Origin of the sequence: Acinetobacter sp. Ver3 (assembly GCF_000632455.1) — a bacterium.
GTDB lineage: Bacteria > Pseudomonadota > Gammaproteobacteria > Pseudomonadales > Moraxellaceae > Acinetobacter.
The window spans coordinates 1-21,658 of sequence record NZ_JFYL01000041.1 but is presented as its reverse complement, the minus strand read 5'-3'; the positions used below and the strand labels follow the sequence as shown (position 1 = coordinate 21,658).

Genomic DNA, 21,658 nt, shown 5'->3' with positions numbered 1-21,658 from the left:
GCTTCATCAAATAATACGTGTAATATGCGTATTATAGCGCAAATAGATACATAATTTTAGGAATTATGATAATGAAAAAGGTTTTCAATGGCATGGCTTTTTCACATGCTCTGGGGTTAAAGAAACACTGCCGTTCACTTGCAATTTGCATTAGTGCGGGCTTGTTTACCGCGCAAATGACACAAGCCAGTCCAAATGTAAGCCCACCATCGATTAAGGCCGGTGCTCCTCACGTTTATGTGGTCAAAAAAGGCGACACTTTGTGGGATATTTCAGGTAAATTTTTGCGCTCACCTTGGCGTTGGAAAGAAATTTGGGCATCCAATAAACATGTCAAAAATCCACACTGGATCTACCCGGGTGATCGCTTACTACTCTGTACATTAGATGGGCGTCCACTGATTGGTAAAGATGAAGGTGACGGTTGTGAAGGCGTTATTCGTCGTCATCTTGGTGCTATCAATCTAAAACCTCAAGTACGTGTTGAAAGCTTAGGGAATACCATTCCAATTATTCCCTTGGATGATATTCAACCTTGGCTAGAAAGAAGTATTATCGTTGCGCCTGATGCTTTGCAAAGCACACCTTATATTCTCGGTTCGGCAGATCGTCGTATCGTTGCTGGGGAAGGTCAAACAGTTTATGCACGTGGTCAAGGGATTAACCCTGGACAAAGCTACGGTGTTTATCGTGAAGCTGAACCGTATGTTTTCTTAGATGAAAAAGGGAAAAAATACACAGGTGCACTTGAACTGATTGAGGTAGCTACTGCAGTCGCTGTTGCCAACGAAAATGAAATTTCAACTTTAGAGCTTAAACAAAGTTTTAATGCCGAAGTTCGTCGCGGTGATTACGTTTTACCTAAATTTCAAAATGAATTACCAAGCCTCTTCTATCCAACGGCAACAACGGATATTCAGCCAGGCGGTCAAGTGATTCGTGTTATGGGTTCTATTGGTACAGCAGCTCAACATAGTGTTGTCACCATTAACCGCGGAAGCGTTCACGGTGCAAAAAATGGTCACGTGTTAAGTATTTTCCAACAAGGCGAAGTGGTTAAAGATCCGAAGACCAAAGAAAATATTCAACTGCCTAATCAGCGTGTGGGCAATTTAATGATTTTTAAAACTTTCGATCAATTAAGTTACGCTTACGTGCTAGACAGCGCACTTCCAATTAAAGTAGGTGCTGTATTAGAACCATCACCAATGGTTGAAAATTAAAATTAGGTGCGGATATGTTGAACGAGATTAACGACCATCAGTTGGCTTATATTAAACTCTGGTACCTCGTTCAACATTAACTCAGTGCTTATCAAAAACTTGTTCAGCATTTTGGTTCAGCTCAAGATGCTGTACAGAAAAATCATCTAAATCAATGGCATCAGCTCAACTTACATAAAAACCATATCGAGCGTGCATCTCAATTTTTCTCTGATCAACAGCAACAAGAATTTGAGCGAATTCTGTATCAAATTCATCAACATTCTGATTTTATGCTCACTGAGCAAGATCCAGACTATCCTCAGCAATTGATGCCCTATCATGACCGCCCCCCAATTTTATTTGGGAAAGGTAAAGCACAGCACTTGTCTGAAGCACAAATTGCCATTGTTGGAAGCCGTAAACCAAGTCCACATGGCAAACAAGTCGCATATGATTTTGCGTATTATCTGAGTGATCAAGGTTTTTATATCACGAGTGGATTAGCACAAGGGATTGATGAAGCAGCCCATCAGGGTGCTTTGCAACATGGCAGAACAATCGCCGTTATCGGCACAGGGTTAGATTTAATTTACCCATCACAAAATCGCCCATTACATGATCAAATCTTGAAGCAGAACGGGACCATCATTTCTGAGTTTTTACCCGGGACAAAACCGCTTCAGCATAATTTTCCACGCAGAAATAGAATTGTAAGTGGCTTAAGTTTAGGGATATTGGTAGCGGAAGCTCAATTGGGCAGTGGTTCATTAATTACGGCCCAAGCTGCTGCAAATCAAGGTAAAACGACCTTTGCGATTCCAGGTCATATTTATAGTGAATTTCATCAAGGTTGCCATCAGTTGATTCGTGAAGGTGCCATCTTAGTTGATCATCCTGAGCAGATCCTTGAAGATTTAGCCCTGCCGACTCAATGGCAGCATCAACAAGCATCACTGTCACGAAAAAACAATCCTAATGAGTTCCAAAATGACGAAATAGTTCATTCAGTAGACCATCCAAAGTTAAGTAAGCATGAGGATGATGAACATTCGATTCCTATACATTTGTTAGCTGTATTTCAACAGTTAGATTGGGTTGGTCGCGATCTCGATCAAATTGCAGCAACCCTTGATTTAGACACCGCGACACTCACCAGCCACTTGATGGAGTTAGAACTTTTAGGACGCTGTATTCAACAATCTGGGTTATACCTACGTTGCCGTAATTAAAATTAAGGTTCACAATAGTCTTTTCAATCAAGAGAATGGTGAACGCTTATGTTAACAACCTCAGTTGCTGAGGCTGCTCAATGTCTAAAACAAGGTCAAGTTTTGGCTTATCCTACAGAAGCAGTATGGGGCTTAGGTTGCGACCCTTTTAATGAAAATGCTTTTAAAGAAATTTTAAGATTAAAACAACGCCCTATCGAAAAAGGGGTGATCTTACTGGCTGGTCAAGTCAGTCAGGTTGAACATTTATTATCAAAGCTGCCTCAAGACCGCCGCGATGCGGTGATTGAAAGTTGGTCACAAACATCTTATCAAGATCGCGCCACAACATGGCTTCTCCCAGCTGATGAGCAAATACCACTTTGGATTCGAGGCAAACATCCTAAGGTTGCTATCCGAGTCACCAACCATCCTCTTTGCATCGCACTGTGTAACGCATTTGATGGGTTCATTGTTTCAACCAGTGCAAATCCTGCTGGTTTAGACCCCGCTCGCTCATTGCAAGAAGTCAATCAGTACTTTGGTGCTGAATTAAATTATTTAAATGGAGATTTAGGCCTGAGCCAAGAACCTAGCCGAATATTAGATGCAGAAACTGGTGATGTCATTCGTGCTTAAACAGCATGATATGCTGAGACCTAAAACTTATTATTTAAGACAAAAAAAAGCTCAGTCATAAAGGTATTGACTGAGCATATAAAAGGATGTGCTAATCACATCCAGAGGGTTCAGAAATTCATCTGTACAGAAAAAGAGTGTATTATCGCTTTCTCTGCAGTACGCATATTATGCTACAAAAAAAAATATTACACAATTACTAAGACTTAGAGTTTCAAATCATCATTTTTCTTATAAAGATTAATTATTAGTTCAATTGATATAATTAAGTACCTATTTTTAATTATTAATTTTACTTTTTAAAAAGCCTAATGATAGTTAATTTAGATCAATAAGCTTTTATAGATTTTAAGTATAATAAAAAAATAAATCGATTGTCTGTTTTTTAAACACTCTTAGCCTTTATGAATGAAGTTTTTTTCTGTGCTAAAGCAATACCTATCAAAATCACGATTCCGCCTAAACTGTGATAAATCGTCCATGCTTCTTTTAACCAAACATAAGCAATAATGGCGGTAAAGATTGGCATTAAGTTCATAAAGATGCTGGTTCGATTTGGGCCTAAATGTTGAACAGCCAACATCCATACTAACGGCGCAATAATCGAAGGGAAAATTCCCGCATATAACACACTCAAGCCGTTATCCAGATCAATTGCATCGAGACCCAATACGGCAACGAATGGTAAGTGGTACAACACTGCAAAACCAATCTGAATATAAAGACTAATCATTAAAGGGAGCTCGAGTTGCCACTTTTTGAGAAATACACCATAAAAAGCATAGAAGAATACCGCGACGATCATAATCATGTCGCCCCAATGCCCACCCAGATGCATCAGTGTATCTAGACGCCCCTGACCGATAACATAAATCAGGCCGATAAATGATAAAATACTACCCACCACTGCAAATCGAGTTGGAAACTCTTTTAAAATCATCAGTGAAACAAAAATGGTGAAAATTGGAATAAAGGCATTAATTATGCCCATATTGGTTGCAGTCGTGTAATGTGCTGCGGTGTAAGCTAACCCCTGATAAAGCACCATACCAAATGCACTCAGCACTGCTAATTTCACTATATTTTGTCGTACCAAAGTACGCTGTTTGATGACTTTAGGTAGAATAAAGGGTGTTAAAATCAAAAAGGCAATAATCCAACGATAAAAACTAATACTGACAGGTGAAATATACTCTGCAACATATCGTGTAATAGCTATATTCAACGACCAAATCAATACAGCAATGACTGGCAATGATAGAGCCCAGAGCAAATGCTTTTTTTCAAATGTCATATTTTCATCCTAATTTTTATTTAATCGTTAAGATCAAGTTTTCATCAATTTTTAGACTTTTTCATTCCATGAAACACACTCCCCTTCATTGTTAATGACTGCAGAACAGCCATCTAAGTCTGAGATTTTTACTTAAAAAATTAAGTAGAGTGCTGTTCTATTTTAAAACACTTTTCACTTTTTTACAGGGATTCCTCTACAAAACAACACTAGAAGCTGTGTGTGAGCTATGAGATCGTAAATGCTTGAATTTTCCCATCAACGGGTTAACTGAATTTTTTTTAATGTGCTTCATCGTGAATGTAAGTGCATTGAACCGAGCATATAAAAAGGATAAATTATGAAAAAACTTCTCATTGCATCAATATGCACTACAGCTGTTTTTCTAACCGCTTGTGATAAAAAGTCTAACGATCAATCCTCACCTACTGCCGCTGAAACGGTTCAAAGCAATACATTAAGTACCAATGTAAATGCAGATATTCAACATGACTTAGATTTACTGGATCAAATTTCAAATACAAAAGCTCAAGAGGCTTTGGCATTTCAAAACGAAGTGACACAAGCTGCGCAAAACAATAATAAAGCTGAATTAGACGCAGTGGTTGAGAAGATGGATAACTATGTGGATCAATTTAATGATGATCTGGACAAACTTGCGCTCAAAAGTACTGAAGGTGCATCTCTTCGAGATAAAATGAAAGAATCGAATGAGCTTGGATTGGACCTCGCAGAAGCAGGTGTTAAAGAAAAGCCTGATATGAATGAAATCACTGAACTACAAAAGAAAGCTGTTGAGTTACAACAAAGCTTGTTACAGGACATGCAGAATCTTAAAAACCAAGTCGGGACAAAATCTTAACTCATAGAGCAGGCCGTCAGGCCTGTTTTTTTTCAATGTAGACACCTTGGTGAGATCTATATGCCATGGTATTTTCAATCTACATATTTTAAGTACTTTATGATTAGGACATTGAAATGGCTTCAGTTTATAACATTCCAGTAAATAGAATTCAGGGTCAGGCTGTTGATTTATCGCAATACGAAGGCAAAGTATTATTGATCGTGAATGTAGCATCTAAATGCGGCCTTACGCCACAGTACGAAGGTCTGCAAAAACTCTATAGTGAAAAAAAACAACAAGGATTCGAAATTCTTGGTTTTCCTTCCAATGACTTTCTTGAACAAGAACCAGGAAGCAATGAAGAGATTGAACAATTTTGTTCAGTGAATTATCAAGTGGACTTCCCTCTTTTTGCGAAAATTCCAGTGGTTGGGGAGAATAAACATCCGCTATATGAAACTTTAACAAATGCCATTCCAGAGCGTCTTGGTGAGGGGCCTTGGTGGAAAGATCTGGTTGATTATGGTTTAACGCCTAATAATCCCCCTGAAGTATTATGGAATTTTGAGAAATTCTTAGTTTCAAAAACAGGGGAAGTCGTTGCTCGTTTTGCACCAGACATCACTGCAGATGATACGCGTATTGTTGATGCAATTAATGCTGAACTGGCGAAATAATCTCATCAAGATCAAGTGACGATCTTGTCACTTGATTATTTCTTATTCAATTCAATAAATATCTTCATTAATCTGTCAAAATCATAAGTTACTCTTTCACATCAAGATTTTTGTTATTGCTTTGCAAATATTCAGATTTAACTCATATTTGTATCGTATCTTGGAATGAAGTGATTAACGATTTGGTTTTATTAATGAAAGTATTTCAAAGCATTATTACCCCTTTTGCATTATTTGGCTTCGGTCTCGTGATGTTAGGTTGTCAGCCGCAAACCCAACACGATCAAGAAAAGGAAACAACAGCAGCTAATGTTGAAGAATCTTCCCCTGTCCAAGTCACTGATCCTACTGACTTAAAATCAGGCAATATGTTTTATATTGTGCGTGATGTGGCAGATGTACAACTTAAAGCAGGTGGATATATTGAGCAAATTCAACAGCTACAATCTGATTTAGAAGAAGCTGTAAATAATAAAGATCCACAAAAGTTAGATCAGTCAGTGCAAAGTTTAAAATCTCAATTACTGGGCTTTAATGAGGCATTGACAGGACTTGACCTAAAAAGCCAAGAAATTTCCCAGATTCGTTCGAATATTTTAACGGCAAATGAAAATGTATTAGCTTCACCATTACTAAACGGCCAAGTGAATTTAAACAACATCGATTTTGCAGCTTTAGAAAAGCAAATGGGTAATATCCAAGGTGAAATGGTGAAATTAGCCAGTATGCTTTTGACTCAGTCCGGATCATCTACGGAAAATAATCAAGCCGAGGATTGATATACATTATTCTCACAAAATAGACATGGTGGAGTGAGGGATTTCTCTTTAATTTGAATCTTAAATAATTCAAATATCATGGAGTCGGCATGTCTACCTCACCCATCTATAATATAACTCCTATTACTTTTCGTTTAGATTTAAAAGATCCTTTCATCTTTACTGCTCATCATATTGATCACTACCCTGCCGGGAATGCTGAAATGGGACCAGTTCATCCTGCAATCAATCAAGAATTCAATATGTATTATGGTAGTGTTGTTCCCGGCTTTCCCGAACATCCGCACACGGGTTTTGAAACTATTACTTTGGTGGAACAAGGTTATGTCGACCATTTTGATTCCTTGGGTAATGGTGGACGATATGCTGCAGGCGATGTGCAATGGCTAAGTACGGGAAATGGTGTTGAACACTGTGAAATGTTCCCGTTAATTCATCAGGATCGAGAGAATCCTTTTGAATTATTTCAAATTTGGTTTAACTCATCTCCAGAACAAAAAAAACAACCTGCTGATTATAAAATGTTTTGGCGTGAACAAATTACTCATGTGAAAGTGACTGATCACCAGTCTCGCAGCATTGATGTACGAGTTATTTCAGGACAATATCAAAATCAAAATGCATTAAGTCGCCCACCACACTCTTGGGCAGCTGCAGCAGAAAATAAAGTGAATATATACTTAATTACTTTAGAAGCTGGCGCACACCTTGAAATTCCAGCCACGACCGCAACCTCTACTCGATTTGCTTACTTTTATCAGGGTTCAACTTTAAATATTGCTGATTCACCCATTCAATTTAAACATCTTGTAGAGCTTAAAGCTGACACCGAAATTCAACTTGAAGCAGGTGATCAAGAAGCGAGAATCTTATGGTTAGAAGGTGAACCTATTGGTGCACCAGTTGCAATGCGAGGGCCTTTTGTATTGAACAGCAAAGAAGAACTTGATGTTGCATTCAAACGATATCGTGAGACCCATTTTGGTGACTGGCCTTGGCCAAGCGATGCTCCAACGTTTTCACGTGAAACACCTCGTTTTGCCAGCTATGAAGGTGGTAAACGCAAGGAATATCCTGAAAAAATGAGTTCAGATGGGGCTTAACAAGGTTTAAATATTACAGTATTCATCTTTGCCCAATGCTCGTTTAATATCCTGTTCAAAACGTGCATTGGGAAAAGGATAACGTTGAGGCAAATACAAGGTAAATCTTGTCAACGTAGGTGATAGCTTTTCTACAGTTGCCTTATGAACATATTCACCACGTTCTGTTCGAGCAAATAGGGTTGCCATTTCAATATGCTCTTCAAGCTTATTTTCAGTAAAGACTAGATCATCATCACGTGTGAAACCGATACATCGACGATATGCTTGTCTCAGATTTTGAAATACGCTGAGATAATCCAACTCAATTTCAGCACTTAAACCATTTTTATATGAGTTGGCAACCAAGGCCGCTTCAGTAGGTTCATTGGGCTGACTTAAATAATAATTTTGACATGCGGTGAGCTGACTGAAGGTGAATATGCTTAGCGCGATAATTAGACTTTGACCATACATTATTTTATTTGGATTTATTAGACTTATACCTGAATTGTAGCAAAGTCTAAGCCGTGATTTAATTCAGCTTTATACTTTTAATGTAATTGAACCATGCAACTGATCATCTTCACTGGAGTTCAAGCTTCGGGCAAATCAAGCTACTATCTTTTACATTTGGCACATTCACATTTAAGAATTAACTTAGACATGCTAAAAACTCGCCATCGGGAAAACATGATCTTTGAAACCTGTCTAGCCTCTAAAACCAAAACGGTGATCGACAATACCAACCCAACCAAAGCAGATCGCGCTCGTTATATTCGACGTGCCAAAGCAGCAGGTTTTGAAGTGATTTCATATTACTTTGAAACAGATTTGAAAAGTACGCTAGAACGCAATGGTCAACGAAGCGGTAAAGCCAATATTCCTGAAGTCGGTGTTCGAGCAACATATAAGAAGTTAGAAGTACCTGATTTTGAGGAAGGGTTTGATGAAATACATCATATTAAGATAAAAGGTGCAGGTGAATATCACCATTTAATCTTAGACTCCAAATAATAAAGCGACCCGAAGATCGCTTTATTTCAAAGACTCTATTGTTTCACCACCACTAATTTTTTTTGTACAAATTCATGAAAACCTAAATCTGCCAGTTCATGACCATAACCAGAATTCTTTACGCCACCAAATGGTAATTCTGGAGCAGTATCCGTTAACCAATTGATCCACACCATTCCTGTTTCAATTCTCGAAGCTAATTTTTTTGCACGCTCTATGTCTTGAGAGTGAATGACACCCCCAAGACCATAATTAGAATCATTGGCGATTTCAACGATTTCATCCTCATTTTCCGCAACATAAATCTGAGCAACTGGCCCAAAGAATTCTTCGTACCAAGCCTCATTATCTCGACTAATATTTTCTAAAATTGTCGGCTCATAGAAATAACCATCATGATCAATTGCTTTTCCACCAATAACCAATGATGCACCCTGCTGAACTGCTTTATCCACTTGTTTAATCAAGTTTTTAAGCGCACTTTCCGATGAGAGTGGTCCCAGTGTGGTACTACGGTCTAATGGGTCGCCAATTTTCAGTGCTTTAAATGCTTCAATTAAACCCGTTCTAAACTGATCAGCGATGTCTTTATGCAAAATAAATCGTTTTGCTGCAGTACACACCTGCCCTGTATTATTTACACGTGCTTTACAACCAATCTCAATCGCTTTGTTTAAGTCCGCATCATCCAGCACGATAAAGACATCATTCCCACCCAATTCAAGCGTAGACTTTTTAATGTGTTTGCCTGCTTGCGCAGCGACCGCACTACCCGCTCCTTCTGAACCAGTTAATGCAACACCACGCACACGTTTGTCTGCAATAATATCTGAGACTTGATCGGTATTGATAAATAGATTAGTCCAAACACCTTTAGGCGCTCCTGCTTCTAATACAAGTTTTTCAAATGCTTCAGCACATTGCGGAACGATACCTGCATGTTTGGCCAATACGGGATTTCCAATACCACAGTTTGGTGCAAATACACGGACCAATTGATAAAATGGGAAATTCCATGGTTCGACAGCCATGATAATACCTAATGGATGATGCTCCACCCAAGCTTCACCTAACTCAGTTTTATAGGGGACTGATTTCAGAAATTGTTCAGTATTTTTTGCATAGTACTCAGCAATTTGAGCACAGGATTCGATTTCACCTTCACTTTGCTCAATGAGCTTACCCATATCTAAAGTAATGAGTTTGGCTAATTCACTCTTTTTCTCTCTAAATAATGCTGCCAAACGTTGTAAAACTTTTACGCGATCATCTACATTTTTTACCCAATCTGATTTAAGAATAGATTCGGCTGAATCCAAAGCACGATCAATATCTTGTTGTTGGTGTGATGGATATTCTTTGTATACAGTATTGGTAAATGGGTTAATGGATTGATAACTCATAATTCTTCCCTTCATGCCAATAAATTTATTAATGCTTTGGATCAAAACAATCCTTCATTATCAAACATGAAAATAATTTATTACCCTCATGCTTACTTATCCAAGCTATCATTAAAATCTTTGAAAAAGGATGAATATTACACAATCTCTCAGTCTGTTACTTAACTATTGAATTTCAGATAACATTCATAAAAAAACCACCCTTACAGGTGGTTTTTCAATCTTGAACTGTCTTTTATTGAGCGAGGTTTTTGATTTGATTTACCATTATGAAATTAATTTTTTTTCTCAGAAAACGAATTAGTGATTTTAAATCATGTGTTTTTCTAAAAAAGTTCGGATTTTCAATTAACTGATACATGAAATAAAATGCTAGAAAAAACTTAGAAATATCTGAAATGAAATGTAAATTTCCTTGTGTCAAATTAGATATTGCTAAACACATAAAAAAAACTAACTGTAACATTAGTACAATTATTGAAATTATTTTTATGACAGGATTATCCACAATAGAATCATTGATTGTTTTCATTGTAAAACCCTTAACTTATTATCAGTAAATTATGTTTAGCACAAGTTTTTCAAACTTACAATAACCCATAAAAAAACCACCCTTTCGGGTGGTTTTTCAATCTCAAACCGTCTCTTATTGAGCGCGGTTTTTGATTTTGCGGATGGTTTCCAACTGTGCAGCTGTTTCTGCAAGCGCAGCCAAAGCAGCAGCAGCGTCCAAATCGCTCTTTTGATTTGCTAACAAAGTTTCAGCATTTTTACGTGCTTCAACGATTGCAGCTTCATCTAAGTTTTCTGCACGGACTGCAGTATCTGCAAGAACCGTAACAACATGCGGTTGAACTTCAAGAACACCACCAGATACATAGATTAATTCTTCTGTACCATTCTCCAACTGAACGCGAATCGCGCCCGGTTGAAGTAAAGTTACTAGTGGAGCATGGCCAGGCATAATACCTAACTCACCACCAGCACCTTTAGCAATTAGCATAGTTACAGTGCCTGAGTACAAAGACTCTTTAACACTTACAACGTCACATTGCATAGTCGCCATGAGAACCTCCTAAATTAGGTAGCTAATTAAAGTTTCTCGGCTTTAGCAATAACTTCGTCAATACCACCAACCATATAGAACGCTTGTTCTGGGATGTGATCGTATTCACCAGCTAGAAGACCTTTAAAGCCACGAATAGTTTCTTTAAGCGGTACAAGTTTACCAGGAGCACCAGTAAACACTTCTGCTACGTGGAACGGTTGAGAGAAGAAACGTTGGATCTTACGTGCACGGTATACAGTAAGTTTGTCTTCTTCTGACAATTCGTCCATACCAAGAATTGCGATAATGTCTTTCAATTCTTTATAACGTTGAAGAACGTTTTGAACTGAACGAGCGATTTCGTAATGCTCGGTACCAACAACTAATGGATCTAATTGACGTGAAGTAGAGTCAAGTGGATCGATCGCAGGGTAAATACCTTGTGAAGCGATGTCACGGCTCAATACAACTGTCGCATCCAAGTGAGCGAACGTAGTCGCTGGAGATGGATCCGTTAAGTCATCGGCAGGTACGTATACAGCTTGGATAGATGTAATCGAACCAGACTTAGTAGAAGTAATACGTTCTTGAAGAACACCCATCTCTTCTGCAAGTGTCGGTTGGTAACCTACTGCAGATGGCATACGACCTAGAAGTGCTGATACTTCAGTACCTGCTAGTGTATAACGGTAGATGTTGTCTACGAACAATAATACGTCACGGCCTTTACCATTTTCGTCTTTTTGATCACGGAAGTACTCAGCCATAGTAAGACCAGTTAACGCTACGCGTAAACGGTTACCTGGTGGCTCGTTCATCTGACCGTAAACCATCGCTACTTTGTCAAGAACGTTAGAGTCTTTCATCTCGTGATAGAAGTCGTTACCTTCACGAGTACGCTCACCAACACCAGCGAATACAGATAAACCTGAGTGCGCTTTAGCGATGTTGTTGATCAACTCCATCATGTTTACAGTTTTACCAACACCGGCACCACCGAACAGACCAACTTTACCACCTTTAGCGAACGGGCAAAGTAAGTCAATGACTTTAATACCAGTTTCTAAAAGGTCAGTAGAAGCAGCTTGTTCTGCATAAGAAGGCGCTTGACGGTGAATCGGTAAACGCTCTTCAGTTGCAACAGGACCAGCTTCATCGATCGGGCGACCAAGAACGTCCATGATACGACCAAGCGTCGCTGGACCAACTGGTACAGAGATCGGAGCGTTAGTGTTAGTTACGTTCAAACCACGCTTAAGACCTTCTGTAGATCCCATCGCAATTGTACGTACAACGCCGTCACCAAGTTGTTGCTGAACTTCTAATGTAGTTTCAGTGCCATCAACCTGAAGAGCGTCATAGATCTTAGGAACACTGTTGCGTTCAAACTCGACGTCGATAACCGCGCCGATGATCTGAATGATACGACCGCTACTCATTGCTGTCTCCTCAATTCAAAATAATGTTAAACGGCAGCGGCACCACCAACGATCTCAGAAATTTCCTGAGTAATCGCGGCTTGACGCAGCTTGTTATAAATAAGTTGTAGGTTCTTGATCAATTCACCCGCGTTATCCGTTGCAGCTTTCATTGCAACCATACGAGCAGATTGCTCACACGCGATGTTTTCGATCACACCTTGGTATACCACAGACTCGATATAACGAACCAATAAACCATTTAAAAGCTCTTCAGCTTCTGGTTCATAAATATAATCCCAACCGTATTGGCGGTTAAGAGTCTTGTCATCTTCAGCAGCTGCTAAAGGAACAAGTTGTTCGATTTTTTGATTTTGAGTCATGGCATTCACAAAGCCGTTAGACACCAAATAAATGCGATCTAATTCGCCTTTATCGTATGCATCCAACATGACTTGTACAGAACCAGACAACTGTTCAAGACTTGGAGTGTCACCCACTTGAGTGGTTGCACCAAGTACTTTACCGCCGTAGTTTTTAAAAAACGAAACCGCTTTTTGACCAATCAAAGCAAATTGAACTTCAATTGACTGCTCTTGTTGCTGTTGAACGTGTTTTACCACTTTCTTGAACAAGTTAATGTTCAAACCACCAGCAAGACCGCGATCTGATGACACGATGATATAGCCAACGCGCTTAACTGGGCGTTCAACCATATAACGATGTTTATATTCAGGGTTCGCTTGTACTAAATGAGCAATTACACGGTGCATATTTTCGGCATACGGACGGCCCTGAGCCATGCGCTCTTGCGCACGACGCATCTTAGAAGCTGCTACCATCTGCATCGCGCGAGTAATTTTCTGCGTGCTTTTGATACTAGCTACTTTGGCGCGAATTTCTTTTAAATTTGCCATACGCTTAACCTAGTATTCGAAGGCCCTTTCAAGCCCTCGAAGGTTGATTCCGTGAACCAAACCGACACTAAATTTCAACAGTTTGAAAATTAGTAAGTTTGAGTCGCTTTAAAGCTTTCAATACCAGCTTTGAATGCTGCTTCGATGTCTTTGTTCCAATCACCAGTTTCATCGATCTGTTGCATTAACGCAGCATGTTCAGAACGGAAGTAAGAAATTAATGCAGCATCAAAGTCTACAATTTTCTTCACTTCTACGTCAGCCATGTAGCCTTCGTTAGATGCATATACAGACACAGCTTGGTCAGCAATTGAATATGGAGCATATTGTTTTTGCTTCATTAATTCAGTTACACGTTGACCATGCTCAAGTTGCTTACGAGTTGCTTCATCAAGGTCAGAAGCGAACTGAGCAAACGCAGCCAATTCACGATATTGTGCTAAAGCAGTACGGATACCACCAGACAATTTTTTGATGATCTTAGTTTGAGCAGAACCACCAACACGAGATACAGAGATACCCGCGTTCACAGCAGGACGAATACCTGCGTTGAATAATGATGTTTCTAAGAAGATCTGACCATCAGTAATCGAAATTACGTTCGTTGGTACGAATGCAGATACGTCACCCGCTTGAGTTTCAATAATCGGTAATGCAGTTAATGAACCAGTTTGGCCTTTAACTTCACCGTTAGTGAATTTCTCAACATAGTCAGCAGATACACGAGAAGCACGTTCAAGTAGACGACTATGAAGATAGAATACGTCACCTGGATACGCTTCACGACCTGGTGGACGGCGTAAAAGCAATGAAATTTGACGATACGCAACTGCTTGTTTAGATAAGTCATCATAAATGATTAACGCATCTTCACCGCGGTCACGGAAGTATTCGCCCATTGTACAGCCAGAGTACGGAGCAAGGAAAAGCATTGCTGCTGGATCCGCTGCCGCTGCTGCTACAACAGTCGTATACGCCATAGCGCCAGTTTCTTCTAACTTACGTACAACGTTTGCGATAGTTGATTGTTTTTGACCAACTGCAACGTAAATACATTTAATGCCAGAATTCTTCTGTGCGATGATCGCATCGATCGCCATTGCTGTTTTACCAGTTTGACGGTCACCGATGATTAATTCACGTTGGCCACGACCAACTGGAATCATTGTATCAACTGATTTATAACCAGTTTGTACAGGCTCATCTACCGATTGACGCCAAATTACGCCTGGTGCAACTTTTTCAACTGCATCAGATAATTTTGCATCAATTGGGCCTTTACCATCAATTGGGTTACCCAAAGCATCTACTACACGGCCTAAAAGTTCTGGACCAACCGGAACTTCTAATACACGACCTGTGCAACGAGCTTTTTGACCTTCTTGAAGGCTTAAGTAGTTACCTAAAACAACGACGCCCACTGAATCCTGTTCTAGGTTCAGTGCCATACCGTATAAGCCGCCGTCGAATTCGATCATTTCACCGTACATTGCATCAGCAAGGCCGTGAATACGCACAATACCGTCGGAAACCATAACAATGGTTCCTTCGTTCTTAGCGGTCGCGCTGGTGTCCAGATCGCCGATACGCTGTTTAATGAGCGCACTGATCTCGGATGGATTCAGTTGTTGCATTGCGCTATACCTCAATCTTTATTAAGTTCAGTCTTCTTTTTACGCAATTATGCAAGAAGACGAGTCCGCATTTTTTCAAGCTTATTAAGCGCAGAATCATCTATCACTTGGTCGCCTGCACGAATAACAACACCCGCGATTAAAGCTGGGTTAACTTCTACTGAAACATTTACAGCTGCGTTGAAACGTTTCTCTAACGCAGATGCAAGTAATTGCTCTTGTTCAGCAGAAAGTGGTAATGCAGATTCAATCACGACATCTACCACATTGTTATTTTGTGATTTAAGAAGTTCGTACTCTGCTTCAATCTCAGGTAACAAAGTTAAACGATCATTTTCAGCCAAAAGTGTCAAAAAGTTAGACACTTCAGCAGTTTGATCTGCACCTAAAACCTTAGCAAATAAACTTACTTGCTCCACAGGAGTAAGCTCAGGGCGACTCAAGTAAGCGGAAAATGCTTCATCTTGCACCGCAGCACTAAGCACTTGTAACACATTTGACCAATTGTCAGTTGCACCTTGCTCAGAAGCGAAAGCAAATGCTGCTTTAGCGTACGGGCGTGCTAACGTCAAGAGTTCAGCCATAATCGCCTCGCTTAAAGTTTAGCAGCCAGCTGAGTAAGCATGGCATTGTGAGCTGCTTCATCAACTTGTTGGTTCAGAATTTTCTCTGCACCAGCAACAGCAAGAGCTGCAACTTGTTGACGTAATTCTTCACGAGCAGCATTGATCTCTGTGTCAACAGCTTCTTTCGCTTGTTGACGAATACGCTCACCTTCAGCAGATGCTTGAGTACGAGCTTCTTCAACCAATTGAGCCGCACGACGGTTCGCTTGTTCGATCAATTGAGCCGCTTGTGCTTTCGCTGCATCTAATTCAGCTTTAACTTGAGCTTGCGCATCTGCAAGATCAGCTTTCGCCTTTTCAGCTGCATTTAAGCCATCAGCAATTTTACGCTGACGCTCACTAATCGCATTGATTAGTGGAGGCCAAACGAATTTCATACAGAATGCGACAAAGATCGCAAACGCAATCGCTTGACCAAACAGAGTATAGTTAATATTCATTGCTATTCCTCAAATAGTTGATTTCGGAATTTAGCTAATTAACCTACTAGGCCGATGAACGGATTTGCAAAGATAATGAACAAACCAATACCAACACCGATCATAGGCACAGCATCAAGAAGACCCGCGATTAAGAACATACGAGTTTGAAGTTGTGGAGCCAATTCTGGTTGACGAGCAACAGCTTCAAGGAAGCGACCACCTAAAAGACCAAAACCGATCGCAGTACCTAAAGCACCGAACGCGATTAAAAGAGCAGCTGCAACAGCAGATAAGCCAACTACTAAATCCATGAAAAAATCCTCAGAGGTTGAGTTTAAATCAAACAAAAAAACTTTAGCCCAACTACATAGTGTAGTCGAGCAAATATTAATTAATGCTTCTCGCTAGCCATACTCATATACACGATCGTTAACATCATGAAGATGAATGCTTGTAACGTGATAACAAGAATATGGAAGATTGCCCAAGGCACAGACAACGCCCATTGAATCCAGAACGGTAATAATGCGATCAAAATGAAGATCAATTCACCCGCATACATGTTACCGAACAAACGGAGAGCCAATGAAATTGGACGCGCGATAAAAGTTACTAATTCAAGAAGAATATTTACTGGAATTAATAATGCTTTTAAAAATGGGTTACTTGGATTGAATGGGTTAAGCGCAAATTCTGCACCGAAACCGACAAGACCTTTTTCACGGATACTATAGAAAATAGTTAACGCAAATACTGATAACGCCATACCAAGGGTTACGTTAGGGTCAGTAGATGGAACGATCTTGAAGTAAACATGATGCGGGTCGATACCGAATAGCCCACCAATTATGTGTTGAGCTGTATAAGGAATCCAGTCAACAGGGATAAGGTCCATCAAGTTCATGAGGAAAATCCACACGAAGATGGTAAGAGCTAGAGGCGCGATTAAACGTGATTTACCATGAAAGGTATCACGAACACTTGAGTCAACAAACTCAACGATCATTTCAATTGCAGCCTGGAACTTGGTCGGAACACCAGAGTTTGCAGCTTTCGCTACTAACCAGAACAACAAACAGAAAATGACGCCAAGGCCGATTGACCAACCCATAGAATCCAAGTGAATAGCAGTGAACCCCATCTCTTTCGCTTCTTCAGCAGTCTCAGCTAACTTCCACGTACCATCTGGTGCTTTACCATAGGTCATGTTCGTTAAGTGATGCTGAATATACTCAGACGAGGTAAGGGTATGTTCTTCAGCAGCCATAAATCACACCTGGTTAATGTCAAATACAAATTAGAGTTAACGAATATCGCGTGCTGCTTGATATCTCGTTAAACATCTAAAAAACTTTTCAATTTTTCGTTGCAATTCAACTCATTTTGATAGACGCGACGCCCAAAAAGGTGCGACCCACGACATGGTCTGAACGAGTATGAAACCACAAAACAATGCGACCGCTGACAACGGTTTCACATTGATTAAAATCAAAATGAAGCCAACAATCACAATTCCAAACTTACCGAGCAACCCCCGATACATATTCGATAGAACCTGTTTCGAAGCTCTTGCACCTGCAGCTCTGAACGACTGCCATGAAAAATAACAACTGGCTAGCCAACATACGAATGCACCTAATGCTGCACTCAAAGCCGCAGTCGAGTCTTTCAAGACCCACGCTATCAAGGCTGAAACAGGTATCATACATGCTTGCAAGATGACTAAAGCTTTCGCTAATCGTCGGTCAATCAAGCGACTAGTTCGGCTCATTTATTATCCACTCACAGCAATAATGCTTGACAAGTTTAGCTGATGATTATTTTTAATCGCAGGCATTATAGAGTTACACCCCTGAACATGCAATCTTTTCCCGACCTAAGTCTGGTATTTTTAGATCGTTTATTGCTGAGCACTTATACAATTATCGGCTGTTTTTACATCACTTTTGTGCTTTTTCTACACATGCACGTACTTGTATCGCTAGAGTCTGCCATGCTGTTATAAAATTCTGGTGTTTAGCAAAACTCTCATCAACTGCGAGAAAATTCACATGACCTAGAGACTTATATTGATTCTTATTAGCTACAGTTTCAGCCAAAAGACACATCTTTTGCTGAGGGCGATGGTCTTTTAAATATTTGATTTGAGCAATTGTAGGTGCCATATGTGGATCTTCTGTCATCGCACCAGCGAATTTTAGCAACAGCGCACGCTCCAAGTATTGGTATGCATCATGTAATGACCAATACGGCTGAACACCATGATTGAGTTTTACACTTTGTGAGGTTTTCAGCATCTCATGTGCAAAAAGTTTAGCATTACTCCAATACTTGTCTTTAAACTCAGGTTGTTGTTGTGAGCGTAATGCCGCTATAAAAAAGCCAATACGAACTGCATTATTTGGTTCTAACCATACATGAGTATCGACAGTTCCTTTTACTACGTCCCCTCGACTATTTCTAAGCGGCAATGTTTGCAATATTCCTGTATTCAATAAGGCAACTGCTTTAGAGTTTTTCGCCAAAATACTCTCTAATGGCGCTTCATGCGCTTTACCAAGCCAAATAACCAATCCTGCATCTTGAATTAATTTACGGTGCGCAGGGGTCAGATGAACATCATGCCCTGTTTGATTTTCTAGCAACAATTTTGGTTCTTCAATACCTTGAGTGATTTCTTTTGCAATCAAATACACTGGGTGTGTCGAAACCACCAAGGGTGCTTGTGCCCAAGCCAAGGTTGTGAATAATGCTGTAAAGCATAGTGCTAGCAGACGCAACATGAAATTAATTACCACTCGAATTTTGACGTTATAATATAACAAACAGTTAAAAATGCCTATGCTGTTCGTAAGTTGCAAGGTCTCATGATACTATTTATGAGATACCCCCTTCCCTTTTCGAAGTCTTGAGGTCAGTCCATGAGCGCATGTTCACACGAACATCATGATACTTTACACGGTGTGCATGATCACCCGAATGTTGAAGCTCGTTTATTAGAAGCTGAAGCAAGCTGCGCTGCTTCAGGCGCTAAATTGACTCCGCTTCGCAAAGAAGTTTTAGAGTTAATTTTAACGGCCTCAGGGCCTATGGGCGCTTATGACTTGTTGGCGAAATTAAAAGGTAATGCTGAACGTCCAGCAGCACCTCCAACTGTTTACCGCACCCTCGATTTTTTGCTCGAAAAAGGTTTTATTCATCGTTTAACTTCAATTAATGCCTATATTCCATGTTGCCATCCTCGTGCTGGACATCAAGCCGCTTTTCTCATTTGCTCTAAATGCAATACAGTGAAAGAGGCTTCAGCTCTTGGTTTGATTCAACAACTTGATCAATTGGCTTCCTCTGATCATTTTCAGGCTCAACATAGCATTATTGAGATTTCAGGATTATGTCAGCAGTGCTCTCAGTAAGTTCTGCATTGCCATTAATTGAACTGCAGCAAATTAATGTGCGAATTGATGAAAGAGACATTTTAAAGAATGTTGACTTTCAGATTCATGACAAAGAAATTATTACCCTCATTGGTCCCAATGGGGCGGGTAAATCTACGCTTATCAAAGTGATTCTCGGAATTGTGAAGGCCAATTCTGGTCAAATTAAACATCATAAAGCCTTAAAGCTTGCTTACGTCCCTCAAAAGTTCAATCCATCCCACAGCTTGCCACTTCGAGTGAAAGATTTACTCGATTTAGAAAAGTGTGATCTTGCGATTAAACAAGAAATTATTCGAGATACTGGGATCATAAAATTACAAGATTCGAAAGTCCAACAGCTGTCTGGTGGGGAACGCCAGCGTGTACTTTTAGCACGCGCTCTACTGCGCCAACCCAACTTATTGGTACTCGATGAACCGATGCAAGGTTTAGATATTCAATCTGAAGCTGAACTTTATGATTATGTTCGAAGTCTACCTGAGCGCTACGGCTGCTCGATCTTAATCGTCTCTCATGATTTGCAGTGGGTGATGCAAGGTACACAGCGTGTGGTATGCCTCAATAAACATATATGTTGTAGCGGCTTGCCTGAAAATATTCAACAAGACCCTGAGTATCAGGCTATTTTCGGCACTAATCGAGTGTTCTACCAACATCATCACGATCATTGTGCACATGGTGATACAGCAACGCCATGTCAACACGATCCTCGCCCCCATATTCATCCAGAACCGGAAGCTTAGATCATGATGGAATGGTTACAACTTCTATTACCCGCATGGATTATGGGAACATTATTAGTGTTTCTAACTGCACCGCTCGGTTGTCTTATGTTATGGCGCCGTATGTCATTCTTTGCAGACACAATGGCGCATGGAACTCTCTTGGGTGTGGCGATTGCTGGCTTACTCACCCTCCCCTTATGGATGGGGGTTACGTTTACCGCGTTACTCTTGGTCGCAGTCCTTTGGGTATTGCATGATCCTCGCCTGCCCAACGATGCATTACTTGCGTTATGTTCAGCAACGCTGCTTTGCTCAGGACTATTGGTCATCCAACACCTCCCTGCGCTAAGACCTGAGTTGCTGAGTTATTTATTTGGCGATCTTTTAACAATATCTTGGTCCGACTTACCGACATTTGCAGTGGTGATTGTCATTGCACTCTCTGTGCTCTATAAAAGTTGGCAATCTCAAATTCAAATTGCGATTGATCCTGATATTGCGGTAAGTGAAGGTGTGAATGCGAAATGGCAGCGCCTTATTTTTATGCTGCTTCTTGCCTTATTTACAGTACTAGCGTTACGTGCAGTAGGTTCATTACTCATGGGTGCTTTATTGGTTATACCTGCATTAACCGCAAGACTTTTAGCATATTCACCTAAACACATGGTGCTATGGTCTTTTATTGTGGCTCAAGTTGGTGTGACTGTGGGCTTATGGTCGAGTGCAGGTTTAAATATTGCGACAGGTTTAAGCATTGTATTAACCATGGCAATCGTATTTGCTGTGATTTTTATCATTCAAAAATTTAAAAAAATAGCCTGATTTATTTGGGCTATTCATTAATCTTGCTTCTTTATAAAATATTTATGAAGACAGAGAAAGATATAACAAGAGAATAAAAAAACCACCATAACCAATACATTAATAAGGCCTTTTATCCATATCACATGCCAAAAGCCAAAAAAGGTCTCAGGCATAAACCAATATTCAACAATATAGAAAGGCAACCATTCGAATAGTAAACCGATTGCAGCCGTGATAAATAAGACCACATTAATCCACATCAAATAAACCATTTGTTTGAAAAACATCTTATATTGCGAAGTATCATCCACAATCATTTTTTTTATAAGGGTGGTGATCAAAGTTAAAATCACTGTAAGACCAAATGTGGCGCATATGCCAACACCCGCGCCCCACATCACAAACTTGATCCATTCCCACACACTTTCAGGCTGTAAATAAAAATACGCCCAGATATAGGGAGTTGAAATTAAGCCGAG

Annotated in this window: 24 protein-coding genes and 1 pseudogene; 11 read left to right on the top strand and 14 right to left on the bottom strand. The window is 40.0% G+C overall.

Going from position 1 to position 21,658, the window contains the following annotated elements; all coding sequences use genetic code 11:
* Positions 1-71 precede the first annotated feature (71 nt).
* The 3 genes and pseudogenes from CL42_RS11000 (at position 72) to CL42_RS10990 (ending at position 3,052) form a co-directional block, all read left to right on the top strand.
* On the top strand, positions 72-1,223 hold the full coding sequence (locus tag CL42_RS11000; protein WP_035268226.1) for a LysM peptidoglycan-binding domain-containing protein: 1,152 nt from the start codon (positions 72-74) through the stop codon (positions 1,221-1,223).
* A 14-nt stretch (positions 1,224-1,237) separates the two neighbouring features.
* Positions 1,238-2,434: pseudogene (gene dprA / locus CL42_RS10995) on the top strand (DNA-processing protein DprA).
* Between the two features lie 48 nt (positions 2,435-2,482).
* Positions 2,483-3,052, top strand: coding sequence for an L-threonylcarbamoyladenylate synthase (locus CL42_RS10990; protein WP_035268223.1), 570 nt, complete (start codon positions 2,483-2,485; stop codon positions 3,050-3,052).
* Between the two features lie 385 nt (positions 3,053-3,437).
* On the opposite strand, the gene CL42_RS10985 is transcribed toward CL42_RS10990, so the two are convergent.
* Positions 3,438-4,346: a DMT family transporter gene (locus tag CL42_RS10985; RefSeq protein WP_035268220.1), complete on the bottom strand. Its 909-nt coding sequence runs from the start codon at positions 4,344-4,346 to the stop codon at positions 3,438-3,440.
* 340 nt (positions 4,347-4,686) lie between these two features.
* Between CL42_RS10985 and CL42_RS10980 the strand changes: the two genes are divergently transcribed.
* The 4 genes from CL42_RS10980 (at position 4,687) to CL42_RS10965 (ending at position 7,749) form a co-directional block, all read left to right on the top strand.
* Positions 4,687-5,208: a hypothetical protein gene (locus CL42_RS10980; RefSeq protein WP_035268218.1), complete on the top strand. Its 522-nt coding sequence runs from the start codon at positions 4,687-4,689 to the stop codon at positions 5,206-5,208.
* A gap of 116 nt (positions 5,209-5,324) precedes the next feature.
* Positions 5,325-5,867, top strand: coding sequence for a glutathione peroxidase (locus tag CL42_RS10975; RefSeq protein ID WP_035268217.1), 543 nt, complete (start codon positions 5,325-5,327; stop codon positions 5,865-5,867).
* A 194-nt stretch (positions 5,868-6,061) separates the two neighbouring features.
* Entirely contained in the window at positions 6,062-6,646 is a 585-nt protein-coding gene (locus CL42_RS10970) for a hypothetical protein (RefSeq protein WP_035268242.1), read from the top strand.
* A gap of 89 nt (positions 6,647-6,735) precedes the next feature.
* On the top strand, positions 6,736-7,749 hold the full coding sequence (locus CL42_RS10965; RefSeq protein WP_035268215.1) for a pirin family protein: 1,014 nt from the start codon (positions 6,736-6,738) through the stop codon (positions 7,747-7,749).
* 6 nt (positions 7,750-7,755) lie between these two features.
* Here the strand turns inward: CL42_RS10965 and CL42_RS10960 are convergent, their stop codons facing one another.
* A complete protein-coding gene (locus tag CL42_RS10960) occupies positions 7,756-8,205 on the bottom strand; it encodes a hypothetical protein (protein WP_035268213.1) in 450 nt (149 codons plus the stop codon).
* 93 nt (positions 8,206-8,298) lie between these two features.
* On the opposite strand from CL42_RS10960, the gene CL42_RS10955 reads away from it, so the two are divergent.
* Entirely contained in the window at positions 8,299-8,745 is a 447-nt protein-coding gene (locus CL42_RS10955; RefSeq protein ID WP_035268211.1) for an AAA family ATPase, read from the top strand.
* A gap of 35 nt (positions 8,746-8,780) precedes the next feature.
* On the opposite strand, the gene CL42_RS10950 is transcribed toward CL42_RS10955, so the two are convergent.
* The 11 genes from CL42_RS10950 to CL42_RS10895 form a co-directional block, all read right to left on the bottom strand.
* On the bottom strand, positions 8,781-10,148 hold the full coding sequence (locus CL42_RS10950) for an NAD-dependent succinate-semialdehyde dehydrogenase (RefSeq protein WP_035268208.1): 1,368 nt from the start codon (positions 10,146-10,148) through the stop codon (positions 8,781-8,783).
* Positions 10,149-10,794: 646 nt separating this feature from the next.
* Positions 10,795-11,214, bottom strand: coding sequence for a F0F1 ATP synthase subunit epsilon (locus CL42_RS10940; protein WP_035268205.1), 420 nt, complete (start codon positions 11,212-11,214; stop codon positions 10,795-10,797).
* Between the two features lie 26 nt (positions 11,215-11,240).
* Positions 11,241-12,635, bottom strand: coding sequence for a F0F1 ATP synthase subunit beta (gene atpD / locus CL42_RS10935; RefSeq protein WP_035268203.1), 1,395 nt, complete (start codon positions 12,633-12,635; stop codon positions 11,241-11,243).
* Between the two features lie 26 nt (positions 12,636-12,661).
* Complete coding sequence (gene atpG, locus CL42_RS10930) at positions 12,662-13,531, bottom strand: F0F1 ATP synthase subunit gamma (protein ID WP_035268202.1); 870 nt, start codon at positions 13,529-13,531, stop codon at positions 12,662-12,664.
* An 89-nt stretch (positions 13,532-13,620) separates the two neighbouring features.
* Positions 13,621-15,165, bottom strand: coding sequence for a F0F1 ATP synthase subunit alpha (gene atpA / locus CL42_RS10925; RefSeq protein ID WP_035268197.1), 1,545 nt, complete (start codon positions 15,163-15,165; stop codon positions 13,621-13,623).
* Positions 15,166-15,212: 47 nt separating this feature from the next.
* On the bottom strand, positions 15,213-15,749 hold the full coding sequence (locus CL42_RS10920; protein WP_035268194.1) for a F0F1 ATP synthase subunit delta: 537 nt from the start codon (positions 15,747-15,749) through the stop codon (positions 15,213-15,215).
* An 11-nt stretch (positions 15,750-15,760) separates the two neighbouring features.
* Positions 15,761-16,231: a F0F1 ATP synthase subunit B gene (locus tag CL42_RS10915; protein ID WP_035268191.1), complete on the bottom strand. Its 471-nt coding sequence runs from the start codon at positions 16,229-16,231 to the stop codon at positions 15,761-15,763.
* 38 nt (positions 16,232-16,269) lie between these two features.
* Positions 16,270-16,524 (bottom strand): F0F1 ATP synthase subunit C, encoded by a 255-nt coding sequence (gene atpE / locus CL42_RS10910; protein WP_035268188.1) that lies wholly within the window; start codon positions 16,522-16,524, stop codon positions 16,270-16,272.
* An 80-nt stretch (positions 16,525-16,604) separates the two neighbouring features.
* Entirely contained in the window at positions 16,605-17,480 is an 876-nt protein-coding gene (gene atpB, locus CL42_RS10905) for a F0F1 ATP synthase subunit A (RefSeq protein WP_035268181.1), read from the bottom strand.
* A gap of 111 nt (positions 17,481-17,591) precedes the next feature.
* Complete coding sequence (locus CL42_RS10900; RefSeq protein WP_035268179.1) at positions 17,592-17,984, bottom strand: ATP synthase subunit I; 393 nt, start codon at positions 17,982-17,984, stop codon at positions 17,592-17,594.
* A 169-nt stretch (positions 17,985-18,153) separates the two neighbouring features.
* Positions 18,154-18,996, bottom strand: coding sequence for a metal ABC transporter solute-binding protein, Zn/Mn family (locus CL42_RS10895; RefSeq protein ID WP_035268175.1), 843 nt, complete (start codon positions 18,994-18,996; stop codon positions 18,154-18,156).
* 138 nt (positions 18,997-19,134) lie between these two features.
* Between CL42_RS10895 and CL42_RS10890 the strand changes: the two genes are divergently transcribed.
* From CL42_RS10890 to znuB, 3 genes are read left to right on the top strand one after another with little or no spacing between them, the layout of a single operon-like run.
* Positions 19,135-19,626 (top strand): transcriptional repressor, encoded by a 492-nt coding sequence (locus CL42_RS10890; RefSeq protein ID WP_035268172.1) that lies wholly within the window; start codon positions 19,135-19,137, stop codon positions 19,624-19,626.
* Positions 19,605-20,393, top strand: coding sequence for a zinc ABC transporter ATP-binding protein ZnuC (znuC, locus tag CL42_RS10885; protein ID WP_035268168.1), 789 nt, complete (start codon positions 19,605-19,607; stop codon positions 20,391-20,393). Before CL42_RS10890 ends, znuC begins: the two co-directional genes overlap by 22 nt.
* Positions 20,394-20,396: 3 nt before the next feature.
* A complete protein-coding gene (gene znuB, locus CL42_RS10880; protein WP_035268166.1) occupies positions 20,397-21,197 on the top strand; it encodes a zinc ABC transporter permease subunit ZnuB in 801 nt (266 codons plus the stop codon).
* A 17-nt stretch (positions 21,198-21,214) separates the two neighbouring features.
* Here the strand turns inward: znuB and CL42_RS10875 are convergent.
* The coding region (locus CL42_RS10875) for a hypothetical protein (RefSeq protein WP_035268164.1) at positions 21,215-21,658 on the bottom strand (444 nt) is incomplete at its 5' end.

Bases quoted from the DNA above. Each gene is read 5' to 3' on its own strand.
- CL42_RS11000 (WP_035268226.1), top strand. From the start codon at position 72: ATGAAAAAGGTTTTCAATGGCATGGCTTTTTCACATGCTCTGGGGTTA.
- CL42_RS10990 (WP_035268223.1), top strand. From the start codon at position 2,483: ATGTTAACAACCTCAGTTGCTGAGGCTGCTCAATGTCTAAAACAAGGT.
- CL42_RS10985 (WP_035268220.1), bottom strand. From the start codon at position 4,346: ATGACATTTGAAAAAAAGCATTTGCTCTGGGCTCTATCATTGCCAGTC.
- CL42_RS10980 (WP_035268218.1), top strand. From the start codon at position 4,687: ATGAAAAAACTTCTCATTGCATCAATATGCACTACAGCTGTTTTTCTA.
- CL42_RS10975 (WP_035268217.1), top strand. From the start codon at position 5,325: ATGGCTTCAGTTTATAACATTCCAGTAAATAGAATTCAGGGTCAGGCT.
- CL42_RS10970 (WP_035268242.1), top strand. From the start codon at position 6,062: ATGAAAGTATTTCAAAGCATTATTACCCCTTTTGCATTATTTGGCTTC.
- CL42_RS10965 (WP_035268215.1), top strand. From the start codon at position 6,736: ATGTCTACCTCACCCATCTATAATATAACTCCTATTACTTTTCGTTTA.
- CL42_RS10960 (WP_035268213.1), bottom strand. From the start codon at position 8,205: ATGTATGGTCAAAGTCTAATTATCGCGCTAAGCATATTCACCTTCAGT.
- CL42_RS10955 (WP_035268211.1), top strand. From the start codon at position 8,299: ATGCAACTGATCATCTTCACTGGAGTTCAAGCTTCGGGCAAATCAAGC.
- CL42_RS10950 (WP_035268208.1), bottom strand. From the start codon at position 10,148: ATGAGTTATCAATCCATTAACCCATTTACCAATACTGTATACAAAGAA.
- CL42_RS10940 (WP_035268205.1), bottom strand. From the start codon at position 11,214: ATGGCGACTATGCAATGTGACGTTGTAAGTGTTAAAGAGTCTTTGTAC.
- atpD (WP_035268203.1), bottom strand. From the start codon at position 12,635: ATGAGTAGCGGTCGTATCATTCAGATCATCGGCGCGGTTATCGACGTC.
- atpG (WP_035268202.1), bottom strand. From the start codon at position 13,531: ATGGCAAATTTAAAAGAAATTCGCGCCAAAGTAGCTAGTATCAAAAGC.
- atpA (WP_035268197.1), bottom strand. From the start codon at position 15,165: ATGCAACAACTGAATCCATCCGAGATCAGTGCGCTCATTAAACAGCGT.
- CL42_RS10920 (WP_035268194.1), bottom strand. From the start codon at position 15,749: ATGGCTGAACTCTTGACGTTAGCACGCCCGTACGCTAAAGCAGCATTT.
- CL42_RS10915 (WP_035268191.1), bottom strand. From the start codon at position 16,231: ATGAATATTAACTATACTCTGTTTGGTCAAGCGATTGCGTTTGCGATC.
- atpE (WP_035268188.1), bottom strand. From the start codon at position 16,524: ATGGATTTAGTAGTTGGCTTATCTGCTGTTGCAGCTGCTCTTTTAATC.
- atpB (WP_035268181.1), bottom strand. From the start codon at position 17,480: ATGGCTGCTGAAGAACATACCCTTACCTCGTCTGAGTATATTCAGCAT.
- CL42_RS10900 (WP_035268179.1), bottom strand. From the start codon at position 17,984: ATGAGCCGAACTAGTCGCTTGATTGACCGACGATTAGCGAAAGCTTTA.
- CL42_RS10895 (WP_035268175.1), bottom strand. From the start codon at position 18,996: ATGTTGCGTCTGCTAGCACTATGCTTTACAGCATTATTCACAACCTTG.
- CL42_RS10890 (WP_035268172.1), top strand. From the start codon at position 19,135: ATGAGCGCATGTTCACACGAACATCATGATACTTTACACGGTGTGCAT.
- znuC (WP_035268168.1), top strand. From the start codon at position 19,605: ATGTCAGCAGTGCTCTCAGTAAGTTCTGCATTGCCATTAATTGAACTG.
- znuB (WP_035268166.1), top strand. From the start codon at position 20,397: ATGATGGAATGGTTACAACTTCTATTACCCGCATGGATTATGGGAACA.